21 protein-coding genes are annotated in these 26,580 nt (G+C 70.7%); 15 read left to right on the forward strand and 6 right to left on the reverse strand.

Annotated elements, in window-relative coordinates; translation table 11 throughout:
• Positions 1-7 precede the first annotated feature (7 nt).
• Both hemW and lepA read right to left on the reverse strand, forming a co-directional pair.
• Complete coding sequence (gene hemW, locus BJ982_RS34035) at positions 8-1,225, reverse strand: radical SAM family heme chaperone HemW (protein ID WP_184886925.1); 1,218 nt, start codon at positions 1,223-1,225, stop codon at positions 8-10.
• Between the two features lie 4 nt (positions 1,226-1,229).
• Positions 1,230-3,152, reverse strand: coding sequence for a translation elongation factor 4 (lepA, locus tag BJ982_RS34040; protein WP_184886928.1), 1,923 nt, complete (start codon positions 3,150-3,152; stop codon positions 1,230-1,232).
• Between the two features lie 263 nt (positions 3,153-3,415).
• Between lepA and rpsT the strand changes: the two genes are divergently transcribed.
• The 7 genes from rpsT to BJ982_RS34080 all read left to right on the forward strand — a co-directional run bounded on the left by rpsT (position 3,416) and on the right by BJ982_RS34080 (position 8,093).
• Positions 3,416-3,688 (forward strand): 30S ribosomal protein S20, encoded by a 273-nt coding sequence (gene rpsT, locus BJ982_RS34045; RefSeq protein WP_184886930.1) that lies wholly within the window; start codon positions 3,416-3,418, stop codon positions 3,686-3,688.
• Positions 3,689-3,704: 16 nt separating this feature from the next.
• The gene (locus tag BJ982_RS34050) at positions 3,705-4,055 is read left to right on the forward strand and encodes a sigma factor (RefSeq protein WP_184889734.1); all 351 of its coding nucleotides are present in this window, start codon (positions 3,705-3,707) and stop codon (positions 4,053-4,055) included.
• Between the two features lie 246 nt (positions 4,056-4,301).
• Positions 4,302-5,360 (forward strand): putative adhesin, encoded by a 1,059-nt coding sequence (locus BJ982_RS41105; protein WP_239123212.1) that lies wholly within the window; start codon positions 4,302-4,304, stop codon positions 5,358-5,360.
• The gene (locus BJ982_RS34065) at positions 5,361-5,774 is read left to right on the forward strand and encodes a DUF7919 family protein (RefSeq protein ID WP_184886932.1); all 414 of its coding nucleotides are present in this window, start codon (positions 5,361-5,363) and stop codon (positions 5,772-5,774) included.
• Between the two features lie 291 nt (positions 5,775-6,065).
• On the forward strand, positions 6,066-6,575 hold the full coding sequence (locus tag BJ982_RS41055) for an HAD domain-containing protein (RefSeq protein WP_184886934.1): 510 nt from the start codon (positions 6,066-6,068) through the stop codon (positions 6,573-6,575).
• 245 nt (positions 6,576-6,820) lie between these two features.
• A complete protein-coding gene (locus BJ982_RS34075; RefSeq protein WP_184886936.1) occupies positions 6,821-7,543 on the forward strand; it encodes a hypothetical protein in 723 nt (240 codons plus the stop codon).
• 208 nt (positions 7,544-7,751) lie between these two features.
• Complete coding sequence (locus tag BJ982_RS34080) at positions 7,752-8,093, forward strand: hypothetical protein (protein WP_184886938.1); 342 nt, start codon at positions 7,752-7,754, stop codon at positions 8,091-8,093.
• A 43-nt stretch (positions 8,094-8,136) separates the two neighbouring features.
• Here BJ982_RS34080 and BJ982_RS34085 read toward each other — a convergent pair whose 3' ends face one another.
• Positions 8,137-8,817 (reverse strand): response regulator, encoded by a 681-nt coding sequence (locus tag BJ982_RS34085; RefSeq protein WP_184886940.1) that lies wholly within the window; start codon positions 8,815-8,817, stop codon positions 8,137-8,139.
• A 138-nt stretch (positions 8,818-8,955) separates the two neighbouring features.
• Positions 8,956-10,362, reverse strand: coding sequence for a sensor histidine kinase (locus tag BJ982_RS34090; protein ID WP_239123208.1), 1,407 nt, complete (start codon positions 10,360-10,362; stop codon positions 8,956-8,958).
• A gap of 97 nt (positions 10,363-10,459) precedes the next feature.
• Between BJ982_RS34090 and BJ982_RS34095 the strand changes: the two genes are divergently transcribed.
• Positions 10,460-11,485, forward strand: coding sequence for an alpha/beta hydrolase (locus tag BJ982_RS34095; RefSeq protein ID WP_239123206.1), 1,026 nt, complete (start codon positions 10,460-10,462; stop codon positions 11,483-11,485).
• 5 nt (positions 11,486-11,490) lie between these two features.
• Here the strand turns inward: BJ982_RS34095 and nfi are convergent, their stop codons facing one another.
• Both nfi and BJ982_RS34105 read right to left on the reverse strand, forming a co-directional pair.
• Entirely contained in the window at positions 11,491-12,159 is a 669-nt protein-coding gene (gene nfi, locus BJ982_RS34100; protein ID WP_184886942.1) for a deoxyribonuclease V, read from the reverse strand.
• A 173-nt stretch (positions 12,160-12,332) separates the two neighbouring features.
• On the reverse strand, positions 12,333-13,226 hold the full coding sequence (locus BJ982_RS34105; RefSeq protein WP_203959247.1) for a transglutaminase-like domain-containing protein: 894 nt from the start codon (positions 13,224-13,226) through the stop codon (positions 12,333-12,335).
• A gap of 664 nt (positions 13,227-13,890) precedes the next feature.
• On the opposite strand from BJ982_RS34105, the gene BJ982_RS34110 reads away from it, so the two are divergent.
• From BJ982_RS34110 to BJ982_RS34140, 7 genes are all read left to right on the forward strand, one after another.
• Complete coding sequence (locus tag BJ982_RS34110) at positions 13,891-16,356, forward strand: N,N-dimethylformamidase beta subunit family domain-containing protein (protein WP_184886944.1); 2,466 nt, start codon at positions 13,891-13,893, stop codon at positions 16,354-16,356.
• Between the two features lie 86 nt (positions 16,357-16,442).
• Positions 16,443-17,678, forward strand: a complete 1,236-nt coding sequence (locus BJ982_RS34115) for an MFS transporter (RefSeq protein WP_203959246.1) — start codon at positions 16,443-16,445, stop codon at positions 17,676-17,678.
• Entirely contained in the window at positions 17,671-18,678 is a 1,008-nt protein-coding gene (locus BJ982_RS34120; protein ID WP_184886946.1) for a TolB-like translocation protein, read from the forward strand. Before BJ982_RS34115 ends, BJ982_RS34120 begins: the two co-directional genes overlap by 8 nt.
• A gap of 183 nt (positions 18,679-18,861) precedes the next feature.
• Positions 18,862-22,176, forward strand: coding sequence for an FtsX-like permease family protein (locus BJ982_RS34125; RefSeq protein ID WP_184886948.1), 3,315 nt, complete (start codon positions 18,862-18,864; stop codon positions 22,174-22,176).
• Complete coding sequence (locus tag BJ982_RS34130) at positions 22,173-24,893, forward strand: FtsX-like permease family protein (RefSeq protein WP_184886950.1); 2,721 nt, start codon at positions 22,173-22,175, stop codon at positions 24,891-24,893. The genes BJ982_RS34125 and BJ982_RS34130 overlap by 4 nt, the downstream gene beginning before the upstream one ends.
• A complete protein-coding gene (locus BJ982_RS34135) occupies positions 24,894-25,826 on the forward strand; it encodes an ABC transporter ATP-binding protein (protein ID WP_184886952.1) in 933 nt (310 codons plus the stop codon).
• A complete protein-coding gene (locus BJ982_RS34140) occupies positions 25,823-26,566 on the forward strand; it encodes an ABC transporter ATP-binding protein (RefSeq protein WP_239123204.1) in 744 nt (247 codons plus the stop codon). The genes BJ982_RS34135 and BJ982_RS34140 overlap by 4 nt, the downstream gene beginning before the upstream one ends.
• The last annotated feature ends 14 nt before the right edge of the window (positions 26,567-26,580 follow it).

Consider the following 26,580-nt stretch of genomic DNA (forward strand, 5'->3'; position numbering starts at 1 on the left):
GGCCCGCTCAGGTCAGGTCGCGGACCAGCGCGTCGGCGAGCAGGCGGCCCTTCAGGGTGAGGACGGCGCGGCCCGCGCGGAACGGCCCCGGGTCGAGCAGGCCGTCGCCGAGCGCGCGGGCGAGGGCCGTGCGGGCGTCCGGGCCGATCTCCGCCACGGGGAAGCCCGAGTCCAGCCGCAGCTCCAGCATCAGCCGCTCCACGTACCGGTCCTCGGGGGCCAGCACCTCGCGGGCGTGGGCCGGGGAACGCCCCTCGGCCAGGCGCGCGGCGTACGCGGCGGGGTGCTTGACGTTCCACCAGCGCGTGCCGCCGACGTGGCCGTGCGCGCCGGGGCCGACGCCCCACCAGTCGCCGCCGGTCCAGTACAGCAGGTTGTGGCGGCAGCGGGCGGGCTCGGAGGCCGCCCAGTTGGAGACCTCGTACCAGGAGAAGCCGGCCGCCGCGAGCATCGCGTCGGCGATCAGGTAGCGGTCGGCGGCCACGTCGTCGTCGGGCATGGGCAGCTCGCCCCTGCGGATGCGGGCGGCGAGACGGGTGCCGTCCTCCACGATCAGCGAGTACGCCGAGACGTGGTCGGGACCCGCGTCGATCGCGGCGGCCAGCGAGGCGCGCCAGTCGTCGTCGCTCTCGCCGGGAGTTCCGTAGATCAGGTCCAGGTTGACGTGCGCGAACCCGGCGGCGCGGGCTTCCCGGACGGCCTCGGCGGGCCGGCCGGGGGTGTGGCGTCGGTCGAGGACGGCCAGGACGTGCTCGCGCGCGCTCTGCATGCCGAAGCTGATCCGGGTGAAGCCCCCGGCGCGCAACGCCTCCAGCGCGGCCGGGCCGACCGACTCGGGGTTGGCCTCGGTGGTGACCTCGGCGTCCGGCGCGAGCCCGAACTCGTCGCCGATCGCGCGCAGCACCCGCGTCAGGTCGCCGGCGGGCAGCAGGGTGGGCGTGCCCCCGCCGAAGAAGACCGTGCGGACCGGCAGGTCGGCGTCCCCGAGCACGCGGCGGGCCAGCCGCACCTCCTCGACGGCCGTGGCGGCGTAGTCGGCACGCGAGGCGCCGGGGCCGAGCTCGGCGGCGGTGTAGGTGTTGAAGTCGCAGTAGCCGCAGCGCGTGACGCAGAACGGCACGTGCACGTAGAACCCGAAGGGGCGCGTGCCGAGCCCCTCGCGGGCGCTGTCGGGCAGCGCCCCCGACGCGGGGACCGGGTCGCCGTCCAAGAGCGCGGAAGGCACGGGACTACTTCTTGCCGGCCTTGTCGGCGGCGGAGCCCTCGGTGGACAGCGCGGCGACGAACGCCTCCTGGGGGACCTCGACGCGCCCGACCATCTTCATGCGCTTCTTGCCCTCCTTCTGCTTCTCCAGCAGCTTGCGCTTCCGGCTGATGTCACCGCCGTAACACTTGGCGAGGACGTCCTTGCGCATGGCGCGGATGTTCTCGCGGGCGATGACCCGGGCGCCGATGGCCGCCTGGATCGGCACCTCGAACTGCTGCCGCGGGATCAGCTCCTTGAGCTTCTTGGCCATCTCGACCCCGTAGGAGTAGGCCTTCTCGCGGTGCACGATCGCGCTGAAGGCGTCGACGGCCTCCCCCTGGAGCAGGATGTCCACCTTGACCAGGTCGGCCTCCTGCTCGCCCGAGGGCTCGTAGTCCAGCGAGGCGTACCCGCGGGTGCGGGACTTGAGCTGGTCGAAGAAGTCGAAGATGATCTCGGCGAGCGGCAGCATGTAGCGGATCTCGACCCGGTCCTCCGACAGGTAGTCCATGCCGAGCAGCGAGCCGCGGCGGCCCTGGCACAGCTCCATGATCGCGCCGATGTGGTCGGACGGGGACAGCACCGTCGCCTTCACCACCGGCTCGAAGATCTGGGCGATCTTGCCGGCCGGGAACTCCGAGGGGTTGGTGACGACGAGCTCCTTGCCGTCCTCCATGACGACCCGGTAGATGACGTTGGGCGCCGTGGAGATCAGCGACAGGTTGAACTCGCGCTCAAGCCGCTCGCGGACGATCTCCATGTGGAGCAGGCCGAGGAAGCCGCAGCGGAAGCCGAAGCCGAGCGCCGCCGAGGTCTCGGGCTCGTACACGAGGGCCGCGTCGTTGAGGCGCAGTTTGTCCAGGGCCTCGCGCAGCTCGGTGTACTCGTCGCCGTCGATCGGATAGAGGCCCGAGTAGACCATGGGCCTCGGGTGCTCGTACCCGCCGAGGGCCTCCGCGGCCGGACGGACGACGGAGGTGACCGTGTCGCCCACGCGGGCCTGGCGTACGTCCTTCACACCGGTGATCAGGTAGCCGACCTCGCCGACGCCGAGCGAGGCGGCGGGCACCGGCTCGGGCGAGATGACGCCGATCTCCAGCGTCTCGTGCGCGGCGCCGGTGGACATCATGATCGTGCGCTCGCGCTTGGAGAGCTGCCCGTCCACCACGCGGACGTAGGTGACCACGCCGCGGTAGGTGTCGTACACCGAGTCGAAGATCAGCGCGCGGGCGGGCGCCGCGGCGTCGCCCACCGGGGCGGGGACCTGCGCCACGACGTGGTCGAGCAGCTCCGCCACGCCCACGCCGGTCTTGCCCGACACCCGCAGCACGTCGGACGGCTCGCAGCCGATGAGGTGCGCCAGCTCCTCCGCGTACTTGTCGGGCTGGGCGGCCGGCAGGTCGATCTTGTTGAGCACCGGGATGATGTGCAGGTCGGCGTTCATGGCCAGGTAGAGGTTGGCCAGGGTCTGCGCCTCGATGCCCTGGGCGGCGTCGACCAGCAGGACGGCGCCCTCGCACGCCTCCAGCGACCGGGACACCTCGTAGGTGAAGTCCACGTGGCCCGGAGTGTCGATCATGTTGAGCACGTGGCCGTCCCATGGGAGGCGCACGGCCTGCGACTTGATCGTGATGCCGCGCTCGCGCTCGATGTCCATGCGGTCGAGGTACTGCGCGCGCATCTGCCGGTCGTCGACCACGCCGGTGAGCTGCAACATCCGGTCGGCGAGCGTGGACTTGCCGTGGTCGATGTGCGCGATGATGCAGAAGTTGCGGATCAGCGCGGGGTCGGTCTGGCCAGGCTGGGTGCGCACCGGGGTCCGTTTCGGCAGGTAGACGATGATCGGGCGGCTGGCGGGCCAGCCGGTGTCCTTCGTGACGCGCCGGGTCGTCCCCGGGGGCGTCATCCCGGACAGCAGAGCAGCGCGGTCGCACACCGGCGTCGCATCGCCGGAGCGCCGGGGCCGCGCTCTTCCCCCCAGTTTACCGGGCACCAAGAGCGACAAGCTCGTCGCCGGGTTAAGATGGACGGCGCAGGTGTGTGCCGTGGTCTCTCGGGTCGCTGATTTGAGGGCTCACTCGGCATGTTGGTAGCCTGTTCCTCTGCGTGTGGCGCGCCCTCTCTGCCCGCGCGCCCACCAATCCGACCGACTTTCACCGAGGCTTCTTCGTGGCGAACATCAAGTCCCAGATCAAGCGCAACCGGCAGAACGAGAAGGCCCGGCTGCGTAACAAGGCCGTCAAGTCGTCCCTGAAGACGGCCGTCCGCAAGTTCCGCGAGGCCGCCGACCAGGGCAACGCGGAGGAGGCCGCCACGCTCATGCGCGCCGCCGCCCGCCAGCTCGACAAGGCCGCCAGCAAGGGCGTCATTCACAAGAACCAGGCGGCCAACCGCAAGTCGGCCATCGCCAAGCGCGCGGCCGCCCTGCAGGCCGCCAAGTAGTTCCACAGGCAGGCCAATCAGGCCGAACAGGCCGAATTCACACGAACGCCGCGCCCATCACGGACGCGGCGTTTCGTCATACCCTCACCCGGCCACGCGAAACCACAGGTCGGAGGAGGCCGATGACGTGGTGCAGAAGACGTTCCTCCTCGCGTGGAAGAACGTCCGCGGCTTCGAGGGGCGCTCGACCTTCCGGGCCTGGTCGTACCGGCGAGCCGAGCATCTGCTAAAAGTGCACCCGCAGTTCCGCCCGGTGGCGCGCGACAAGCACCGCGAACGCGTTCTCCTCCCCCGCCCGCGCGGCGGCCACCACCACGCTCTCTCTACCACCTTCCTCCCCCTCATCACCATCACCGACCGGCGCTGACAGGCACGCTACGCCAGCCGGACGACAGTCACGGAGGGGCCACGTCGTCGCAGCGCCCCCCGGGGGGTGTCCACGGCGGTGTACGACAAGTCTGATCAGGCCATCGAATCGCTGCTGCCACGGACACCTCGACCGGAGGGGAGGTCCGCCTGTCTTCTCTGGGCAGGCCAGTCCGCGCGAACAACGGGTGTACGCCGAGCTGAACGCGCATGATGTGGCGCGTGACGGCCATGGAGAGCGCCCTACATGGTGCAAGAGGGGTTGTTCGACGAGGTTGAGCGGGCGGCGATTCCTGAGCCCGTGCTGATGGCGCTGCACGCCGAGTTCTTCGATCTGATCTGGCAGGGGCTGAAGACGCACGAGTTCCGGCGCCGCTTCCTGGAGGGGCGACCGACTCGCTGGTCCGTCTATCTCAATGCGCCGGTGTCTCCGCTGGCGGCCGTGATCGACTGGGGCCCGGCGGCTGTCGATGTCCCTGAGCGGATCTCCGCCATCGCGGAAGAGGCGCGGATGGGGAACGGCGTGAGCGTGTTGGAGTACGTGAAGGATCTCGAGCGCGCGTACGCGATTCCGATTCTGCGGGTCGTGGAGTATCCCGGTATGTCGGCGGACGAGCTGCGGCAGGTGCTTGGAAGGTTATACCGCCGTAGGGCTATGCCAGGCTCAACCAGCATCCGGAGCTGTTGCCCGCGTGCGAGAGAGTCGCCGCGGACTCCCCCGAAGGAGCAAGTCAAGCCCGTGGCGGTAGAAGGCTCCGTAGTAGGCCATCCAGTCCCGTACCACCGGATTGATCATCTGGGCGAGGTCCGCCCCGGTGTTGTTGACCCGGCGGTGCAACCGCCAGGACCGCGCCTTCGCGCTCATCTTCTTCAGGGCGTCCTTGCTGACCGCCGGGGGAAAGGACGTTGGACTACTCCCGAGTTCGTAGACACCTATATGCCCGACTTCAGACTCCCGCGAAAGGTGGACCACTCGGCGGCAGGGAATCGCAGGACCGGACACGGCGAGTATCGAGTCGGCTCAGGTGAGACGATCGTCCCCGAAGGAACAAGCGTCTATGTCTACGCGGAGCACGGCGGAAAGATCCCTGACATCGTCGGGCTCGGCATCGAGACAGGAACCGGCCGAAAGCCAGTGCGGATCTACGGCCCCGGAGAGTCGATACCCAACTACACTCTCAAACCCCCCGTGGGACTTACCATTCGCCAAGGATCTCACACGGTTGATACTGCGACCAGCCTGAGCGAGCTACTCAAGCGCAAAATGGGCGCCTGCCACTGGGCCGCCTGTCAAGAAGTGAGATAGATGACCGAGTATTCAGATCTTTCGCCGTACACGTACTGGGAAGATTCGGGATGCGGATCCACCCCGAATCCGACTCCAACAATGCTCAACATCGGATGGCTGGGAAGAAATCAGCAGTTCAATACAGGGCCATGCCCTCCTGAAGTTCTCGAGGTTCTGCACCGTCTCGCTGCCGAGCCGAAGAACGTGATGCGAGGACTTCATTACTGCGAGTTCTGCGACGTGGAGTCGCCCATCAAGATCCCATCATCAGGTAACAAAAAGGGGTTCGCCTGGCTGGGAACCGGCGAAATCCACATCGCGACGACAGGGAACGTGACATACGTGGCGCCGACCCTCGCGATCCACTACATGGAGGCGCATTCGTACTCGCCTCCCATCCAATTCATCGAGGCAGTGCTGCGTTTGGCATGACCTTCGAATTCAAACTCCGCAGCACTGGCCTGCAAAAACAGGCCAGTTGGTGATCACGGTCTAATGGGCGTCCTCGGCGTCCCGCCGGAGACGGCGGACGACGAGGACGCCGCATTTCGCCCAAGGCGCATGTGCGCCAACTGGTGTCCGGTCCCACTGCCGAGCAGTCGCACGGGATGCCTGACGCACAGCAGATACGTCTCGTTCGCCTCGTCGCAACCTGAGCATCGGGCGCTGCAACCTCGCTATCGAGTGGTGCCTCCTCCCGACGGCCATTGTTATCCTGTGACGATGGCTGGTCCCGTGAACCGTCCAATACTGTTCCTCGACGTCGATGGGCCGCTCATTCCATTCGGGGACCCCGGACTGCGTCCAGGTGGACACTCAGGCATATCAGTAGGGCCACGGTCACTGCCGACAGGATCGAATCCGCTGCTCGCCAGGATCGATCCTCGACACGGATCGCAGTTGTCGGGGTTACCGTGCGACCTCGTGTGGGCGACGACATGGATGGCCGAGGCGAATGAAGTGATCAGTCCGTTGCTCGGCCTGCCCGAGTTACCCGTCGTGGACTGGGCGGACGCGGAAGATGAGGGGCCTCTGCACTGGAAGACCCGGGGCCTGGTCGACTGGGCGGCCGGCCGTCCGTTCATCTGGGTCGATGACGAAATCGCTGAGGCTGATCGCGCCTGGGTAGCCGCACACCACGGCCGCCAGGCTCTCCTGCATCGCGTTGACCCGCGCCGTGGCCTCACGCACACCGACTTCGCCATCATCGCCGACTGGTTGGCCCAGCTATGACCGGCAGAGCCACTGTGCCGGATGTGAACCGAACGCAGCGCAACGCGGATGGCTGAATTGATCCGTAGTGTCGAGGACGAGGTGCCGATCTCCTACGGCCGTTTCGATCTGTTCGACGGATTCGGTGGTGACCATGTAGTCGAGCCGGAGGTCGAGGCGGGTGCGTTGCTGGTCGAGCCCGACCAGGTCGCCCTGGGGCAGGTCGGCATGAAAAGCCAGGATGGGCGAGAAAGGCGCACGTGTGGATGGAGGCCTGGGACGCCGAGCCTCCGGCACCTGGCGACCCCTGGGCGGAGGCCGGACAGGTGATCTATCTGAGTCCGGGCGGCATCGTGCTCCTGTGCGGCCCCATGCACAGTCCCTCAGGGCAGATGCTGCTGCTGGGGCCGCCGTTCTTCGCCTACGGCCTGCGTGCCTACGCCGGCACCGTGCGCACCCAAGCTGCCGACTACGACGAGACCGTGACCGAAGCCGTCGAGGAGTCCTGGCTCCTGCGGTTCTGGCCGCTGGCCGACGCCGCCGGTCCGGCTCTACGCGCGGAACCGGAGGGGGACGGGCGGGTCCTCGCCAAGATGGGCGAGATCCTTCCGCTCGAACCCGGCTCCGCCGCACCGCAGACTGTGCCATGGCCCGCGCTGCACCCGCTGCCCGAACCGGTCCCCCCGACCGGAGTGCTGGTCAGGTTCTCCCCACCCGCTCAACCGGAGCGCGTCCCGAGCCGTGAAGCCCCAGGCAGCATCAGCCTCCCCCGGGAAAGGCTCGACCTGAGTCAGCGCATAAAGGACACACTGGCCGACCTGCAGCACGACATGCTGGGGAACCCCCACCCTCCGCTTGGAGGCTTCGAGCGTACGCACGGTCCTGAGCGGACCCGATCGCGGGTTCAGCGGCCGTGCCTGGGTATGGGCGAGCGACGGGAACGCCCACGCCGACGTGTTATCGGTCGATCGACAGGTCATCGCCCGTGACGTTCTCCGCCAGAGCACGCTGCTCACCGGAATCGTCACCATCCTGCGCAACGAGAATGACTTCGTCCAGGTTCGCGCGGCGACCGAGGCGGAGGCCGCCCGCGTGTTCACCGTTGAGCCACTGCGGGACTGACATCGTAGCCGGAGCACTCTACCGAGAAACTGGCAGAACGTATCCTAAACGGTCTCATTGATAGGACATGGCTGCGTGGGAATGTTCAACAGGTTACGGCTGCCCGGGTCGGCGCGTTGTGCGAGTTGTGGTAGTGATGTCGATCGCTGGGTGCAGTTCAAATATGGCGAGCTTGATCTGTACAGCTATGACATCGGAGATGCCCTCGCCTGGCGGGGGGATCAGTACGACGAGGGTGTGCCTGGTATGGCGCATGTTTACATTTTCGCCATTGCGGAGCCATGTCGGGCGTGTGGTTTCGAACCGGAGGTCGATGAATACGACATCGAACTTCGGAAGGATGTCGTATACGGCGTGTCCGCGTCGGCGTACTCCATTGACTACGACATGGAGGGCTGGGTCGTCGTACAAGAATGACTCGGCCGTTTTGATGCACCGACGGGCAAGTAGAAGCCGCTGGTCAGTGATGTGGGGTGACGAGGCCGGAGTCGTAGGCGGTGATCACCAGGTGGACTCGGTCGCGGGCGTTCAGCTTGGTGAGGAGGCGGGTCACGTAGGTCTTCACGGTGGCGACGCTGATGTACAGGTCGGCGGCTATTTCGTGGTTGGAGAGGCCGCGGCCTACGAGGGTGAGGACTTCGCGTTCGCGGTCGGTGATGCCGTCGAGGGGGCGGCGCGGTGGGGGCGCCGGGGGGCGTTCGGCGAAGACTTCGATCAGGCGGCGGGTGACGCTGGGGGCGATCAAAGCGTCGCCGGCGGCCACGACGCGGATCGCGGTGAGGATCTCTTCCAGAGCCATGTCCTTGACGAGGAAGCCGGAGGCCCCGGCCCGGAGGGCGCCGTAGACGTAATCGTCGTCGTCGAAGGTGGTGAGGACGATGACGCGGGCGTCGGTGGGGCCGCTCATGATCTGCTTGGTGGCGGCTACGCCGTCCATTCCCGGCATGCGGATGTCCATCACGACGATGTCGGGCCGGGTCTTCTCGGTGAGTTCGACGGCCTCCGTACCGGTTCCGGCCTCGCCGACGACATCGAGATCAGGGACATCGGCGATGACCATGCGCAGGGCGGCCCGGACCAGCGGTTGGTCATCGACGAGCACGACGCGTACGGTCGTCGGAGTCGCTTCGGTTTCAAGCATCGGACCTCCGCCACTGCCGGTCACCGGCCCCAGCCTGCGGTCACCGCACCTCCATCGCTACCCGCCACCGCACCCCCGCCACTATGGGGCAGCTGAGCCACCCACGGCCATCGGTCACCGTGCCTCCGCCGCAATCGGTCATCGGACTCCTGCCGGTGCGGGGAGGTTGGCCGTTACTCGAAAGCCGCCTTGGGGGCAGGGGCCTGCCGAGAACTCGCCGCGTAGGAGGGTGACGCGCTCGCGCATTCCGACTAGGCCGTATCCGCGATCGGGTAGTTCGTATCCGACTCTGGGCGCGTCTGCGCCGCCGGTCTGCCATCCGGGTCCGTCCGCGGCCACGGCATGCGCCGTGTGCCCGTTCGGGGGGAGAGGGATGTTGGCGGCGTCGTTGTGGACTTCGATGGAGAGGTCTTCGGGGTGGTAGGCGATGGAGAGCCGGCAGGTTCGAGTGTGGGCATGGCGGATGACGTTGGTGAGCGCCTCTTGGATGATGCGATAGGCGGAGATGTCGATCTCGGGAGGCAGGGGACGCCGTTCGCCGTGCCACTGGACGTCGACGTGAACGCCGGCGTCGGTCGTCGTCCCGACAAGGCGCGTGACGTCCGCGAGGCCGGGGGCCGGGGAGAGTGGCGCGACGAGGTCCGCCGCTGCTTGTGGGTCGGTCTGGTGGAGCGCCGCCATGGCTGCTTTCCGGTCGGTCTGGCCGAGCGATGACGCCGCCGGTTCCGTGTCGGGCTGGCGGAGGGCGCCGAGCATGCGTCGCAGGCCGGACAGCGCCTCACGGCCGACGGTTTCGATCTCGCCGAGTGCCTCACGTGCCCGGGGCGGCTGGGTGTCGATGACTCGGCGTGCCGCGCCGGCCTGGAGGGCGATGATGCCGATGCTGTGCGCGACCATATCGTGCAGTTCGCGGGCGATGCGGAGGCGCTCGCCGGTGACGGCCTGGGCCGCGGCCTGGGCGCTCAGCCGTTGGGCGTACTCGCGGGCCTGGCGCGTCGAGTCGCCGGCCAGCCAGGCGATGACGGCGGTCAGTGCGACGGCCAGTTCGGCGGAGGTGCCAATGGTCCAGCCGAGCAGCAGCCGTACGGTGACGTAGCAGGCGAGCGTGGTGAGGGCGACGGTCACGGCGAGGACTCCGGTCCGGCGCGGGCGAGTGGCCGCGATGAAGCACAGCACGACGTCCACGGCCAGGAACTGGGCCATGGGGATCTCTCCCACGCCCAGCGGGAGCGTCGCGAGGGTGGAGGCGGTGAGTTCGAGGGCGAGCGCCGAGATCGGCCGGGATCGCAGGAGGACGGCGCCGGCCAGGGCGAGGGCGGTCGCCACCACGAGGAACGTCAGGCCGTCCCATCGGTAGAGCAAGTAGCCGGCCCGGATGGCGGGCTCCTCCTCGCCGGGCAGCCTGACCCGCATGAGGAAGGTGAACACGACGCCCGCGCACCAGGCGAGCGCCGTCCAGGCGGCCGGCGGCACGCGCTTCAGCAAAGGAAGCTGCGGGGTGACGTGCATGGACGCATCGTAGGCGCGCGGCTTCGCGTCGGGCATCAGACCACGGTCGTACACCCGTGGCGTACCTGCGGGCCGGTGAATGCAGGCGACGGTCCGATGTGCCGGAGAACCGCCGCGCGGCACTGTCAGTCAGGTGACCAGTACCAGTACAACGGCCTGGCAGAAACTGGCTGGGCTCGTTTCGGCGCTGCTCGGTATGGCGCGGGTTGGCGGGGTGCGGCTCGTTGGTGGGCGGCTGGGGCGGGCGTTGTTGGGTGGGGTTGTGGTGGCGTCGGTGGCGGTGCCGTTGACGGGCGCGGCGCGGGCCGCGGGTGTGCGGGCGCCGGTACCGGCCGCGGTGCCGCCGTTGCGGGCCGCGAGTCCTACGGCGCTGGCGGAGCGGTACGCCGTCAGCCGGGGGTCTATTCGGGCGGCGGAGCGTATGGCGGCCGGGGACGGTAATCGGTGGCGGGCCTCGATGCTGCGGGGGATGGCGGATCCCGCGCGGGCGTTCCTGTCGTTCGACGGACGTGATGGGGGCCGTGCCGTCGAGGTGTTCGGTGATCTGTCGCGGGCCGAGCGGATCGCCGTGATCGTCCCGGGGGCGGATACCAATCTCGACAAGTACGGACTTTTGCGCGGCGGTTCCCTTCGGCTGCAGGCGCGGCTCGGTGACCGGTCGGCTGTGATCGCCTGGCTCGGGTACCGCACACCGAGCACGGTGAGCCTCCCGGCGGTGACCACCGGGCGCGCGGACGAGGCGGCGCCCGGCTTACGGTCCTTCGTCCGCGAACTTACCGCGATCAAGCCCGACGCGCGGATCTCCTTGCTGTGCCACTCCTACGGGTCCGTCGTCTGCGCCCGGGCCGCCGACGGGCTCGATGTCGCCGACATCGTCCTGTATGCCAGCGCCGGCGTCGGGGTGGACGACGTGGCCGCGCTGCGCACCCGGGCGACCGTCTGGGCCGGGCGAAGCCTCGGCGACTGGATCGGGGGCGTGCCGCACACGCGATTACCCCTGCCCTTCGTCACGGTCGGATTCGGCGCCGATCCGGTCTCCCCCGAGTTCGGCGCGAGGGTGTTCGCCGCCGGAAACGACGGCCACAGCGATTACTTGAGACCTGGTGTGGCCCTGGAGAACATCGCCAGGATCGTCTCCGGCCGACTCCCGCCGGAATAGACAGGTCAAACGCCGTGGCGGGAGAGGTGGTCGGCGTGGCGGAGGGGGGCGGGGATGCGGTACTTCGGGGTCAGGGTGAGGAGGTGGTGGCAGGCGATGTCGAGGGTCATGCGGTGGCCTTGGGAGACGAAGATCGGTTTGACGTTCTGCCTTGTGCGTAGTGCTCTGCCGAGGGTCTCGTCATCATCCCTGATGGGGGACCATGCGCCTCGGGATGGGGCGGGCATCTCGTAGGCGCCGATGAACGCGGTCTTGGCCACGCCGATGGTGGGCAGGTCGGCGAGGACGCCGAGGTGGCAGGCCAGGCCGAAGCGGTGCGGGTGCGCGACGCCGTAGCCGTCGCAGAGGAGGAGGTCCGGCGTCGTCTGGAGCTTCTCCAAGGCGTCCACGAGGGACGGCAGCTCGCGGAAGGCGAAGAGGCCGGGGACATAGGGGAAACGGACGCGGCCGGAGACGGTGACGCGCTCGACCACCTCCAGCGTCGAGACGCGGAGCACGGCCACGGCGGCCGTCAGGTGATCGCCGTCGGCCGCGTACGCGACGTCCAGACCCGCGACGAGTTCAACGTCGCGCGGGCCGAGGTCGGTGAGGTCGGCCAGAGGGCGCAGGCGCTCCTGCACGGCTCGTGCCTCGGGGATCGTCGCAGGCCAGTCGTGAAGTCTCCGGACGCGCACCCATGGAGCATAACGAGATCATCCGTGCGACCTTCTCCAGCGCACATCGAAGATCCGTCCCGCGTCACGGTGCCAGGGCGACCGACCGGGGACGACCTGCTCGCGGGGGCTGTGGTGTGGACCGTCCGCAGCCTGCCCGCGAGGTCGCCGGTGTCGGTGGTCGCCGGATGGCGTCACAGCGTCTCGTCGCGGCCGAGGATCGCGTTGTGGACGGTGGGGGGGACGGACAGGCGGGCGTCGTCGTGGTAGAGGGCGCGGAGGTCGGTGAAGGTGGAGTCGGGGGTCCGGGTGAGGGTGGCGAGGTGGTCGAAGAGGGACAGCAGTTCGTCCTTGATGGGGGTGTGGGGTTCGGGCATGGCGCCCCAGACGTCCCATGGGAGGAGTTCGACGCTGAGCAGGGCGGCGGTGTCGCGCATCAGGTTGCCGGCGATCCACCAGTCGCCCGTCTCGTTGATCGCGGACAGTCCGAACCTGGCCGGATCGAGCGCGCCGGCGCGGCACTGGAGCCAGGCGTCGCCGGCCGTGAGGAAGCGGTCGCGGGGGACGTCGGCGACGTCGAAGTCGATCGGGAACATGCCGAGCTGGAGGTCGTCGATCTGCGGATCGACCAGGACCCACTGCCGCCGCCCGGCGTTCCAGTACTCGCAGACCCAATGGTCCTCGAACGCGCCGTCGACGAAGTAGGAGGCGAAGCCGCAGCGCGCCCGCGCCGGGACTCCCCTGGCCCGCAGCATGGCGACCATCAGCACGGCGAAGTGGCGGCAGTTGCCCGCGACGCGCATGGCGGGGGGCCGGGCGATGGCCAGGGGGCGGTCGTCGCGGGCGACGATCTCGTCCAGCAGAAGCTCCACCGGGCGGATGTGGACGGGGGCGCGGTCCTCGTCGGACAGCTCTACGCCGTAGAGGGGAGCGATGTGCTCGTGCACGAGCAGGCCGTGCCCGACGGCGGCCAGCCCGGTCATGTCACGGGGCGACATGGCGTCGAGCAGCGGCTTGTGGTGGCCGATCGACGTCATCACGCCCGGCATCGCGTGGAACGTGGACGTGTCCTGCTCGTGGACCTGCATCCTTCACCTCGGGTGTGAGAGAGACGTGGGAGAGGAGAGACAGCGGGGTGCCGGGAGCTCCGTCGCCGCCGGCGAGTCTGCCAGAGAGCTCCGACATTTTCGGTGGACGGATTCAGCGGACGAATTCGGTGGCCCGATTCGGTGGACGGATTCACGACGACTCCACGGACGGCACAGGCCACGGAACCTCGTGGACGCCACAGCGGGCAACCCCACTGAGAACACGGAGCGAGGCGGCGAACGGCACAGGGTTCGCGCGGCGGGTGGCTCCATTGAGAACACGGAGGGTGACGGCGGGCGGCATGGGCTGTCTTGGGCGGCGGAGGGGACGCTGAGCGGGCGGGGGCGGTGAGCGGGCGGGGTGGTGGGTGGGGTGGCCGTTCGTCGCGGAGAGTCGACCGCTCGTCGGGGGGTGGGGGCGCTGGTCGCTGACGCGGGACCGTCCGCCGATCCGCGTCTTTCAGTCAGGGAGTACTCAGCGGATGCTCAATAAATCCGCACAAGCACCTTAAGACGAATAGAGACGACATTCCTCCATAAAGTCGTCTATTTCCTGATTTATCATCACCGAATTTCCATCCGACCAGCTCCCTGACCGAGCCGCGTGGCCTTGCTCCTTTGTTCCGTTCCCCGCAGATCCGCCGTGCAAGGAGGTCCCCACCGGATGAGAAGATCCAGAACAACGACAGCACTGGCCCTGGCCGCCCTGGTGACGGCCACGACGGTGGCGTCGCAGTCGCACGCGTCCGCCGGTCAGACGGCCAAGGCGAGCCAAGCGGCGCTGACCTACGTCCCCGACGAGCCCCTTCCCATCGAACCCGTCCCGCCGCAGCAGTCCCTCGACGGGCTCGGCATCAGCGGCTACCCCGACCGGCTCAGCGTCAGGCCGGGCGAATCCGTCAAGATCATGGTGAGCACCAAGTCGCCCACCTTCACCTCCTCCATCGTCAGGGTGACCCACGGCGACGCCGACCCCGCCGGGCCCGGGCTCAAGGAGAAGGTCGTCGACTCCCCCGTCAACAAGACCTACCCCGGCTCCGACCAGCGACTGCCGCTCGGCTCGTACGTGACGGTGCCGGACGACCGGCGGCTGAACCCTTCGGGCGACTTCACCATCACCGCCTGGATCGCGCCGTCCACGATCCCCGGTTCGCCGTACAACCGGACCGCGCTGAAGCGCACCCCGGTCGGCACGCCGCGGCTGCAGGGCCTGGTGACCAAGTGGTCGGAGGCGGACAAACGCGGCTACGGCCTGTTCATCGACGAGCAGGGCGCCGTCGCACTGCGCCTCGGCACGGGCGATGGGCGCGCCGAGACCGTGACGACCGGGGTGAAGCTCAAGCCGTGGGCCGCGGCGATGGGCGGCCCCGAGGCGTACTTCATCAACAGGCCCCGGCCGCAGCACGTGAACAACTCCGGCTGGTACTTCGTCGCGGCCTCCTACGAGGCGAGATCCCGTACGGTGACCGTGACCCAGCAGCCGGTCTCCACCATGCCCGACGACTCCGGCGCGACCGTCACCACGCGCGTCGCCTTCGGGCAGGTCCGGCCGTCGAACGACCCGCTGCTGATGGCGGCCTACTGGAACCGCTCCGGCGACGCCCATCCGACGGGCTTCTACAACGGCAAGATCGAGTCACCCGCCGTCTACGGCCGGGCGCTGAGCACAGGCGAGCTGAAGGCGATCAGCGCGGGCAAGGGCAGGAACCAGCGTCCGGTGGCCGCGTGGGACTTCTCCCGGGACATGTCCGGCGACCACGTGGCCGACGAGGGGCCGAACCGGCTCGACGGGCGCGCGGTGAACCTCCCGGTCCGTGCGATGACCAGCCACGACTGGGACCGCAAGACGATGGACTACCACCAGGCCCCCCGGCAGTGGGGGGCGATGCACTTCCACGAGGACGACCTGGGCGACGCCGGGTGGAAACCCGCCTTCACCTGGAAGGTCCCGGAGAACGCGCGCAGCGGCGTCTACGCCGCCCGTCTGGAGGCGGCCGGCAAGGTCTACCACGCGACGTTCGTCGTGCGGCCGAAGAAGGCCACCGCCAAGATCGCGATGTTGGTGCCCACGCTGACGTACCTGGCCTACGGCAGGACGGGCGCCACCCTGAGCCAGTACTCCAACCACGCCGACGGCAGCGGCTACGTCTACTCCACCCACCGGCGGCCGATCGACAACCTGCGGCCGCTGACCACCGGCCCCACCGGCGCGGGCAGGCCGTGGGCATTCGAGGCGGACACGCACATCTTCGACTGGCTGGAGACCAAGAAGTACGAGGTCGACTACATCACCGACCACGACGTGGACCGTGAGGGCCGCGAGATCCTCGACCCCTACCGGACCGTGATCACCGGCACGCACCCCGAGTACATCTCCACGACCGAGTCGGAGGCGATCAAGGACTGGCTGGGCGACGGCGGCCGGCTGATGTACCTGGGCGGCAACGGCTTCTACTGGGTCACCGCGCTGGACCGGGCCAGGAACTACACCGAGCTGCGCCGGCACGACGGCACCGAGGCGTGGCAGGCCGCGCCGGGTGAGTACTACCACAACACCGACGGCGAGTACGGCGGGCTGTGGCGGTTCCGCGGCACGCCTCCCCAGGAGCTGGTCGGCGTCGGCTTCACCGCGCAGGGTTTCGGCCACCCGAATGGCAATGCCAACTACAACAAGCCGTTCGACCGCACCGAGGCCAGCTACTCCGACGCCGCGGCCTGGGTCTTCGAGGGCGTCACGAAGAAGGACGGCATCGGCGGCGACATGCCGAGCCTGCAGAGCCTGGGCGGTCCGATGGGCGAGGAGGTGGACCGGGTGGACTACTCGCTCGGCACACCGGCCAACACGATCCTGCTCGGCAGGTCCCAGCCGTTCGGCGAGCAGTACATGCACGTGGTGGAGGAGATCAACACCTCGGCGCTGTTCGAGGGCGGCGACACCAACCCGATGGTGCGCGGCGACATCACGCTCATGCACTACCCGAACGGCGGCGCGGTCTTCTCCGCCTCGTCGATGGTGTGGAGCGGTGGCTTCTTCTACAACGACTACGTCAACGACATGACGCGGATCACCGAGAACGTGCTGAACAGGTTCACGTCGGGGGCCCCGCTGCCGGGCGCGCAGGCCCGCTGAGAAGGACGGCCCCGGACCGGGGGTGGTGTGCGGACCGGCCGCACGCCACCCCCGGCTCCCGGAACTCGACGCGAGAGAGAGGCACCGTGTACATATCGGTTCGCAACATCCCGTCCGGCACCGGTTCGCGTCCGGCCGGGCGGGTGGCGAAGACCGTCGTCGTCCTCGGAATGGTCAGCCTGCTCACCGACATCTCCACCGAGATCGTCACCGCGGTGCTGCCGCTGTTCGTCACGGTCGGGCTGGGGTTGCCGGCGCTGGCCTTCGGCGTGCTGGACAGCGTCTACCAGGCGGGCACCGCCGCCGCCAGGGTCGCCGGCGGTTACGTCGCCGACCGTTCCCGCCGGCCGAAGGCGGTGGCCGTCGTCGGGTACGGCCTGGGTGTGGCGTCCAAGGCGCTGCTGCTCCCGGCCGCCGGGGTGGTCGCGCTGTCGGCCGCGATCGGCGTGGACCGGGTCGGGAAGGGGCTGCGGACGGGGCCGCGGGACGCGCTGATCGCCGGGTGCAGCGAGCCGGGCATGCTCGGACGGTCGTTCGGGGTGCACCGCGCGCTGGACACCCTCGGCGCGGCGATCGGCCCGCTGGCGGCGTTCTACCTGCTCATGGCGATGCCGGGCGACTTCGACGCGGTCTTCACGGTGTCGCTGTGCGTGGGGGGCCTGGGCGTGCTGCTGCTGGTGAGCAAGGTCGCCGAGGCCCCGAGGGCGCCGCGGCCCGCGCGGATCACCCTGGCGGGGGCGGGGCGCCTGCTCGCGGGGCGACGGCAGGTGCGCCGCCTGCTGGTGGCGGCGACGGCCCTGTCGGCGCTGACGGTCAGCGACGCGTTCCTCTACCTGGCGCTGCTCGACCGCGGCGCGGTGCCGGCGCACCTGTTCCCGCTGCTGTTCCTGGGCACGAGCGTGGTGTACCTGGCTGCCGCGGTCCCGTTCGGGCGGCTGGCCGACCGGCTCGGCAGACGCCGGGTCTTCGTCGCCGGGCACGTGGCCGTCGTGGCGGCGTACGGCGTCACCGGCCTGGCCGGCGGGGCCGCCGCCGTCGTGGTGACGCTGGCCCTGCTCGGCCTGTACTACGCCGCGACGGACGGCGTGCTGCCCGCGGCGACCTCGGTCCTGGTCCCGGCCGAGTGGCGGGCGACGGCGATCTCGGCCCTGCAGACCGGCGTGGCGCTCGGCCGCAGCCTGGCGGCGCTCGCCTTCGGCGGCCTGTGGACGCTGGCGGGGCCCTCGGTCGCGCTGGGGACGTTCGCGGCCGGACTCGCCGTCGTCCTGCTCGCCGTCGCGCCCGTGCTGCTCCGCACCCGATCGGAGGTCTCAGATGCGTAGATCATGGATAACGCCGGCGCTGGCGGTCCTGCTGGTGGGGGTGGCCGTGGCGACCGTCCTCGTCTCGGTCCTCGGAGGGAGGACGCCGTCGGCGGCGGGCGAGGTGGACGCGGGGCTGTTCGGGTCCGAGCACGTGGTGTTCCGTTCGCTCAGGCCGGGCGCCGACCTCGGCAGGATCGGGTACGTGGCGGTGACCGGCGGCGCGCCGGGCGCCCCCCGGCTCGCGGGCCCGCGGTGCCTGCGGGTGGCCGCAGCGGCGGGACAGGCGATCTGCCTGAGGGCGGGGCGCGTGCCGACCCGGCCGTACGAGGTGGTCCGGCTGGACGGGCGGCTGCGCGAGGCCGGGGACGAGCCGTTGAACGGCGTGCCGAGCAGGGGACGGGTCGCCCCCGACGGCCGGCGCTTCGCGACCACGGTGTTCGTCAGCGGGCACGACTACATCTCGCTCGGGTTCTCCACCGAGACCGTGATCTATCAGGGCGACGGCGAGCCGCTGGCCGACCTGGAGGACTTCACGTTCCTCATCAACGGGACGAAGGACGAGAGCGCCGACCGCAACGTGTGGGGCGTGACCTTCGCCGCGGACTCGACCACCTTCTTCGCCACCGTCGCCGCGTCGGGCCGCACCTATCTCGCCCGGGGCGACCTGGCCGCGCGCACGCTGACCGCGTTGCAGGACAACGCCGAGTGCCCGTCGCTGTCCCCCGACCAGACCAAGGTCGTCTACAAGAAGCGGGTCAACGAGACGTCCGACGACGCCTGGCGCTTCTACTCGCTGGACCTGCGGACCGGCCGGGAGAGCCCGCTGGGTGAGAAGCGCAGCGTGGACGACCAGGTGGCCTGGCTGGACACCGGGCACGTGATGTACGCCGTGCCCAAGGTCGCCGCCGGCCGTACGGCGGCCGACATCTGGGTCGCCCCGCTCGACGGCGGGCCGCCGCGGATGTTCATCCCGGACGCCGACTCCCCCACCCTGGTCGGCACGTCCGCCGACCAATAGCGGCGCGGCCGGTGGGGCTCTTGGAGGTGACCGAAAAACGAAGACGCTGCAATGTCACAGTTTCGATATCACACGGTAGTTTCCGCTGCATATCGGCTATATCACCGTGATCCCCGGCCTCTTCCCTCGCCCGAAACCATAACTAGGGTGTGCGAAACGGGATAGGGCGGCAGGAGGCGGTTCATGCGGGGGCGAACACCGCTGGTGCTGAGACGTGCGTTCAGCGAGCCGCTTCTCATCTTCGCCGCCTTCGGCTCCATCCTCCTCGCCACGACCACCCTGGTCGCGCTCACCATGTACGCGTCCTCGGTCGCGGACGTGGGCGTCCGGCGGGCGATGGAGACCGCCTCCGCCTCCGTCACCGCGACGAAGATCACCGTCCCGGTGCGGCGCGGCGCCTTCGCCGACGTCGAGAAGGCGGTCCTGAGCCGCGTCGACGCGCTGAAGAAGGACCAGACGGTCCCGCACCAGGTCACGCTGAGCGCGCGCTCGGACTCCTACGCCCTGCCCGGGCAGGAACGCCTGAACCACCCGGAGCTCACCCGATTCGGCACCTACGGCGGCCTGGAGGAGCACGCGCACCTCCTCCAGGGACGCTGGCCGCGGGCCGCCACCGGCGGCACGGTCGAGGTCGCCGCCTCCCAGACCGTCGCGCAGGCGTTGAACCTGGCCGCCGGGCAGACGTTCACGGTCACCGGCCGCCTGGACCGCAAGCCCGTCCGGGCCACGCTCACCGGCGTCTTCCAGATCAACGACCCCTACGCCGAGCGCTGGGACGGCGAGGAACTCCTGCGCAGGGGCGTGGAACGCGGCGACTACACCACCTACGGCCCGCTGATGGTGCCGCGGGAGACGTTCCTGGCCCGGTTCACCTCGGCGTCGAGCGTCACGATGAGCTGGACCGCCGTCCCCGACCTGCGCGACCTGCGCCAGGACCGCCTGCGCCCGTTCGCCGCCCAGGTGGCGGGCCTCGGGCAGGACCTCAGGCGCGACTGCCCGTCCTGCGAGACGTCCAGCCGCCTGCCTGAGATGCTGACCCAGCTCGACCAGGCCGCTCTGGTGGCCCGCTCGACGATGCTGGTCCCGGTGCTGCAACTGCTGCTGCTCGCCGCGTACGCGCTGATCCTCACCGCGCGCCTGCTGGCCGACCACCGCCGCATGGAGGTGGCGCTGCTGCGCTCGCGCGGCGCGGGCAGCCTGCGCCTGGCCGTCCTGACCGGCACCGAGGCGCTGCTGGTCGCCGTGCCGTGCGCGATCGTGGCGCCGTTCCTGGCCCCGCCGCTGCTCACGCTGATCAACTCGCTGCCGTGGATCCAGGCCGCCGGGGTGCGCATCACGCCCGAACCCGGCCCCGCCACCTTCGCGGTGTCGGCCTCGGTGGCGCTGGCCTGCGCCGTCCTGCTGGCGCTGCCCGCGCTGCGCGGCGGCCGCAGGACCTACGTCGAGGAGCAGTCGGCGCGCGGCCGCGGCGACAAGCAGGGCCTGCTGCAGCGGGCGGGCGGCGACGTCGGGCTGCTGGTCGTGGCGGCGCTGGCCATCTGGCAGCTCCAGCACTACGGCGCCCCCGTGACCGCGACGGCGGGCGGCGACCTCGGCATCGACCCGCTGATCATCACCGGGCCCGCGCTGGCGCTGCTGTGCGGCGGCATGCTCGGCCTGCGGCTGGTCCCGCGCGTCTCGCGGATCGCCGAGCGCTTCACCTCGCGCAGGCCGAGCCTGGCCCCGGCGCTCGGGGCCTGGCAGGTGAGCCGCCGCCCGCTGCGCTACTCCGGCCCCGCGCTGCTGCTGACCATGGCGGTGGCGATCGGCGTCGTGTCCATGGCCACGGCGGCGACGTGGCGGGGCTCGCAGACCGACCAGGCGCGCCACCAGGCCGCGGCCGACCTGCGCGTGTCCGGTCCCGTCGAGGGCGCGGAGCTCGGCCCGCTCGGCAGGGGCGGCGCGTACGCCGCGCTGCCCGGCGTCACCGCGATCACCCCTGTGTACCGCGGCTCGGCGACGTACGCCGGCGGCACCGGCACGCTGCTGGCCGCCGACGCCACCAAGCTCGGCCAGATGCTCATGCTCCGGCCCGACCTGGCCGACGACACGCCCGGCGCGCTCGCCTCCCGGGTCGCCGCGGGACGGCCGGACACACGGGCGATCCCGCTGCCCGGCACCCCGTCCAAGCTCACCATGGACGTGCGGCTGCGGTTCGACGCCGCCACGCCCAGCTCCGACTACCAGGAGACCCGCCTGCGGATGGTGGTGGCCGACGCGCTCGGCGTGCAGCGCGAGGTGACGCTCGGCCCGCTGGTCCCGGACGGCCGGCCGCACCGGGTCACCGCCGACCTGTCCGCGCTGGCCGGGCGGGCGGGACGGCTGAGCCACCCGCTGGCGATCCGGGGCTTCATCCTGCAGGTGCCGGTGCCCGCGCGCGGCGGCAGCGGCCTGCAGCTCGCCGTCGAGTCGCCGGCCACCGACACCGGCGCCAAGGTGACGATGCCGGGCGGCGTCCAGTGGGGGCACATCGTGCGGGGCGAGGGCAACCTCACCGGCGAGCGGGTCGCCACCGGCGCGTCGCTGTTCACGCTGACCGTGCCGCCGCCGCCCGCCGTCGACGGCGTGGCCGACCCCGAGTTCGTCGCCCTGGTCGCGGCGCCCGCCGGCGTCGGCGACCAGGAGCTGTTCCAGCCGCTCACCTCGGGCGGGCCAGGGGCGTCCCTCTTCAAACCGCTGCCGGTGGTGGTCACCGAGGACATCGCCGCCAAGGAGCGGCTCGTGCCGGGCAGGAACGGCACGCTCACCCTGGACGGGCAGCCCGTCACGGTGCGCGTCGCCGGAGTCGTCCAGGCCATGCCGGGGACGGCGCCCGGGGTGCCCGCCGTACTCGCCGACCTGCCCACCCTGCTGACCCGCGACCTGGGCGCGGCGCGGGAACCCCGGGCACCCGGCGAATGGTGGATGTCGGCGCGCGGCGGCGACCCCGCGCCGGCCGCGCGGGAGCTGTCCCACCACCCCGAATGGGACCAGACGGTCGTGGACCTGGCCTCGCTGACCCGGCAGTTCCGCGACGATCCGCTCGCCAGCGGCCTGCAGGGCGCGCTGATCCTCGGCTTCGTCGCCGCGCTGATCTTCGCGGCGCTGGGCTTCCTGGTCAACGCGGCCGTGGCGGCGCGGGAGCGGGTGTCGGAGTTCGCGATCCTGCGGGCGCTCGGGCTGAGCTTCCGGCAGATCTTCGGGCTGCTGGCCGTGGAACAGGCGTTCCTCATCGGGTTGTCGCTGGTCGGCGGCACCGTGCTCGCGGTCGCGGTGGCGGCGCTCGTCGTCCCGCACATCGTGCTCACCGGGCAGGCGGCGGCGGTGACCCCGGACGTGCTGCTGGACATCCCGTGGCCGGCGACGCTGGCGATGCTGGCCGGCATGGGCGCGGTCCTGTTCGCGATCGTCGCCGGGCTCGCCCGGTCGCTGCGGCGCCAGGGACTCGGACGGGCCCTGCGCATTGGGGAGGACCGATGAACCCTCTGCTCCTGCTCAGGGTGCACCGGGGCGCGGTCGCCGTGCTCGCGCTGCTGACGCTGAGCGCCTCCCTGCTCGTCGCGGGCCTGCCGCGCGGGTTCGAGGCCGCCTTCGACGAGGCGCTGCGCGGGATCGTCGACGACACCGGCGCCAACCAGACGGACCTGGCGGTGCGGCTGCGGGCGGGAGCCCCCGACCAGTCCATGGCCTCCGAGGACGACTTCCGCGCCAAGGACGTGTGGTGGCGCTCGGCCGTCCCGCCCTCCCTGAAACCGGTGCTCGCCACCGGTCCCGGCTCCGACAGCCACTTCTCCGCCAAGACCGTGGGCACGCCGGTGGCGGGACGGGTCGAAGGCGGCGAGATCCCGCGGCAGTACGTCAACGTGGGCTGGCTGTCCGGGACCGCCAAGCGGATCCGTTACGTGGAGGGGACTCCCCCCGGCGACCCGCGGCGGCTCGCCTCCGTGCCCGGCCACCCGGAGATGAAGGACATCGACCTCTTCGAGATCGCGCTCGTCAGGAGCGCCTCGGAGAAGATGCGCATCCCGGTCGGCACCACGCTGATCCTCGGCAACAGCAGCCCCATGCTGGCCAAGGTCACCGGCCTGTTCGAACCGGTGGCCCCGTCGGACCGGTACTGGGGCCACAACCTGGACGCGCTCAAGGTCACCGTCCGCCAGGACCCCGGGTCCGACACCGAGGAGAACCACATCACGGCGATCTCCTCGGAGAGCTCGCTGGCCAGGCTGAACAACACCGCCCGCGACCTCACCTACAACTGGGTCATCGGCGTCTCCCCCGCGGCGCTCGACGCCCGCAACGCGGTAGACGTGATCAAGGGCGTGGACGACTTCGAGCGCGAGGTCAGAGCGGTCGTCGGGCGGTCCATCGGCTCCTACACCCAGCTCAACGCGTACGCCCCGTTCCGGGTGGACACCGGGCTGCGCGAGGTGCTGGGCGGCTTCCTCGGACGGCTCGCCACGGCGCAGAGTCTGATGGTCCTCATCCTGGGCGGGCTGGCGGTCGTCGCGGCCGGGGTCATCGCGCTGGCCGTCCAACTCCTCACCGAACGCATGCGCGCCGCGCTGTCCCTGGCGCGGGCGCGCGGTGCGTCGCTGGCGCAGGTGGTGCGGACGGCCGCCGGGACCGTCGCGCTCACCGTCTTCCCCGCGGCGCTGATCGGGTACGGCCTGTCGTACCTGCTGCCCGGCCCCCTCACCCCGATCGTGCACCTCGGCCCGGTCGCGGCCGCGGCGTTCGCGACCGTCTTCGCCGCGGCCCGCGTCGCGCTCTCCCACCGCACGCCGCTGCGCGAGCGCCGCGACGACGTGGTGGCCCGGCGGGCGTCGCCGCGCCGGACCATGCTCGAAGTGCTGGTCGTGGTCCTGGCACTGGCGGGCGCGTACCTGCTGCGCACGCGGGGCCTGACCACCGAGGTCGCCGCGATCGGCGCCGACCCGTTCCTGATGCTCGTGCCCGCCGCGCTCACCGTGGCCGCGGCGCTGATCACCCTGCGGTGCTACCCGTACCCGCTGCGGCTGGTGGTGTGGCTGGCCGGGCGGGCGCGCGCCGCGGTGCCGTTCGTCGGGCTCACCCTGGCGGCGCGGGCGCGGTCGGTCACCGCGCTGCCCGTGGTGATCCTGCTGCCCGCCCTCGCCGTGTCGGTGTACGGGGCCGTGGTCGGCGGCACGCTGGACGCCACGCAGCGGCTCGCCGCCTGGCAGGCCACCGGGGCCGACGCCCGCGTCGAACGCGGGGCCGAACTGCCGGCCGACGCCGACGCCAAGGTGCGGCAGGTGCCCGGCGTCCGCGCCGTCGTCCCCGCCGACAAGGGGTCCGCGCAGATCGGGTACACCGGCAAGAGCGCGACCATCGTCGCCGTGGACCTCGACGCCTACCGGCGGCTCGTCGCGCACGCCCCGTTGACCGTGCCCGGCCCGCCCCCGGACGCGCCGGCGCCGTCCATCCCGGCGCTGGTCTCCCCCGACCTGGCCCACCTCAGCACGGTCGAGATCGGCTGGCACGTCCGCATGAAGATCGTCAAGACCGGTGTGATCAGCGGAGGGCTGCCCGGGGTCAGCCTCAGCGCGAACAACCTGATCGTGGTCCCCTACGACGCCTCCCAGCGGGCGGGCTCCCGTATCTACACGAACCTGCTGCTCATCGGAGGCACCGGCTCCGACGGCGGCGGCATCGACGCCCGCGCGCTGGCCGCCGCGACCGGCAACCGGCCGGACGTCCTCGTCGAGACGTTCGACCGCGCGCTGGAGCGGGTGACCAAGACCCCGCTGACCGGCACGATCAAGAGCAGCTTCCTGATCGTCACGATCGCCCTGGCGGTGTACGCGCTGCTGACCGTCGTCATCGCGCTCGTCGTCGGCGCCGCCGACCGGGCCAAAGTCCTGTCCTACCTGCGCACGCTCGGCCTGTCCGAACGCCAGGCCGCCAGGCTCACCGTCCTGGAGATCGCGCCGCTGATCCTGCTGACCGCGTGCGCCGGGCTCGCCCTCGGCCTCGCCCTCCCCTCGGCCCTCGGCCCCGGCGTCGACCTGAGCGCCTACACCGGCGACATCGCCGTCGGCGACTACCGTCTCGACCCGACCACACCGATCCTGCTGGCCGCCGGCCTCGCCGTCGTCGCTTTGGCGGGGGCGTTCATCCACGCCGTGATCGGCAGACGCCGGTCCCTCGGCTCGACCCTGCGAGTGGGTGACTAAATGAACACGCCGACCCTGTCGGAGCTGGAGGCGCGGGCCGGCAAGGCCCAGCCCGCCTTCGGCGAGAGCGCGCACATCCTGTGCGACAACCTCGTCCGCATCTACAAGACCGAGGGCGTCGAGGTCGTCGCCCTCCAAGGGCTCGACCTCCTCATCGAGGAGGGCGAGCTGATCGCCATCGTCGGCGCGTCAGGCTCGGGCAAGTCGACGCTGCTCAACGTGCTGTCGGGGCTGGACGTGCCCACCGCCGGGCTCGCCCGGGTCGCCGGGACCGACCTGCTCGCCATGTCCGCCAAGGACCGCCTGCGCTACCGGCGCGAGGTCGTCGGATTCATCTGGCAGCAGACCGCGCGCAACCTGCTGCCGTACCTGACCGCCCGCGAGAACGTCGAGCTGCCGGTACGGCTCGCGGGCGTGCGCGACCGCAAGGCCGCCGCCGCTGACGACCTCCTGGAACTGCTCGGGGTCGGGTACTGCGCCGACCGCAGGCCCGCCCAGATGTCGGGCGGCGAACAGCAGCGCGTCGCCATCGCCGTCGCGCTCGCCAACGCGCCGCAGGTCATCCTGGCCGACGAGCCCACCGGCGAGCTCGACAGCGAGAACTCCGAGCAGGTCTTCGCCGCGCTGCGCCGCGCCAACCGCGAGCTCGGCGTCACCGCCGTCGTCGTCACGCACGACCCGCTGGTGTCGGAGCAGGTCGACAGGACCGTCGGGATCCGCGACGGGCGGACCAGCAGCGAGACCCTGCGGCGCGAAGGCTCCGACGGCGGCATCATCGCCGAGGAGTACGCGGTGCTCGACCGGGTCGGACGGCTGCAGTTGCCCAGAGACTTCACCCAGGCGCTCAACATGGAGCGCCGCGTCCGGCTTGAGCTGGAACGCGACCACATCGGCGTGTGGCCCGACAGGCCACGGGCGGAGGACGAGGAGTGAGCGAGCAGGTGGACACCACGGCGCGTCCCGAGGCGGCGCCCGACGGCGAGCCGCTGGTCGTCGTACAAGGACTGCGCAAGGTGTATCGGACCGGCCCCAAAGAGGTCGTGGCGCTGCGCGATGTGTCGTTCGAGGCCTACCCCGGGCAGCTCATCGCCATCAGGGGACGCTCCGGGTCGGGCAAGACGACGCTGCTCAACCAGGTCGGCGGGCTCGACCGTCCGGACGCCGGGCGCGTGCTCGTCGCGGGGCGCGCGGTCACCGAGCTGCCCGAGGCCGGGCTGCTGGAGCTCCGGCGCGACGTGATCGGCTTCATCTTCCAGTCGTTCGGGCTCATTCCCGTGCTCTCGGCGGCCGAGAACGTCGGCGTTCCCATGCGCCTCACCCGCACGCCCGTCCCCGAGCGGGAGGAGCGCGTGCGCATGCTGCTCGCCATGGTCGGGCTGGACAAGCACGCCAACCAGCGTCCGTACGAGCTGTCGGGCGGGCAGCAGCAGCGGGTCGCGGTCGCGCGGGCCCTGGCCAACCGGCCACGGCTGCTCATCGCCGACGAGCCGACCGGTCAGCTCGACTCCGGGACCGGGCGGCAGATCATGGAGCTGCTGCGCGCCGTGGTCCGCAGCGAAGGCGTCACCGCCCTGGTCGCCACCCACGACCCCAACCTGATCTCATTGGCCGACACCGTCCTGGAACTCCACGACGGCACCCTGACCCGCACCCCCAACCCCGCAACAACCTGACCCCACCCCTCCCC

The sequence above is a fragment of the Sphaerisporangium siamense genome, assembly GCF_014205275.1.
Lineage (GTDB): Bacteria > Actinomycetota > Actinomycetes > Streptosporangiales > Streptosporangiaceae > Sphaerisporangium > Sphaerisporangium siamense.

Bases quoted from the DNA above. Each gene is read 5' to 3' on its own strand.
- BJ982_RS34065 (WP_184886932.1), top strand. From the start codon at position 5,361: ATGACCGAGTATTCAGATCTTTCGCCGTACACGTACTGGGAAGATTCG.
- BJ982_RS34085 (WP_184886940.1), bottom strand. From the start codon at position 8,817: ATGCTTGAAACCGAAGCGACTCCGACGACCGTACGCGTCGTGCTCGTC.
- BJ982_RS41055 (WP_184886934.1), top strand. From the start codon at position 6,066: ATGGCTGGTCCCGTGAACCGTCCAATACTGTTCCTCGACGTCGATGGG.
- BJ982_RS34105 (WP_203959247.1), bottom strand. From the start codon at position 13,226: ATGCAGGTCCACGAGCAGGACACGTCCACGTTCCACGCGATGCCGGGC.
- BJ982_RS34130 (WP_184886950.1), top strand. From the start codon at position 22,173: ATGAACCCTCTGCTCCTGCTCAGGGTGCACCGGGGCGCGGTCGCCGTG.
- BJ982_RS34125 (WP_184886948.1), top strand. From the start codon at position 18,862: ATGCGGGGGCGAACACCGCTGGTGCTGAGACGTGCGTTCAGCGAGCCG.
- lepA (WP_184886928.1), bottom strand. From the start codon at position 3,152: ATGACGCCCCCGGGGACGACCCGGCGCGTCACGAAGGACACCGGCTGG.
- BJ982_RS34120 (WP_184886946.1), top strand. From the start codon at position 17,671: ATGCGTAGATCATGGATAACGCCGGCGCTGGCGGTCCTGCTGGTGGGG.
- BJ982_RS34075 (WP_184886936.1), top strand. From the start codon at position 6,821: ATGGAGGCCTGGGACGCCGAGCCTCCGGCACCTGGCGACCCCTGGGCG.
- BJ982_RS34110 (WP_184886944.1), top strand. From the start codon at position 13,891: ATGAGAAGATCCAGAACAACGACAGCACTGGCCCTGGCCGCCCTGGTG.
- BJ982_RS41105 (WP_239123212.1), top strand. From the start codon at position 4,302: ATGGTGCAAGAGGGGTTGTTCGACGAGGTTGAGCGGGCGGCGATTCCT.
- BJ982_RS34090 (WP_239123208.1), bottom strand. From the start codon at position 10,362: ATGCCCGACGCGAAGCCGCGCGCCTACGATGCGTCCATGCACGTCACC.
- BJ982_RS34135 (WP_184886952.1), top strand. From the start codon at position 24,894: ATGAACACGCCGACCCTGTCGGAGCTGGAGGCGCGGGCCGGCAAGGCC.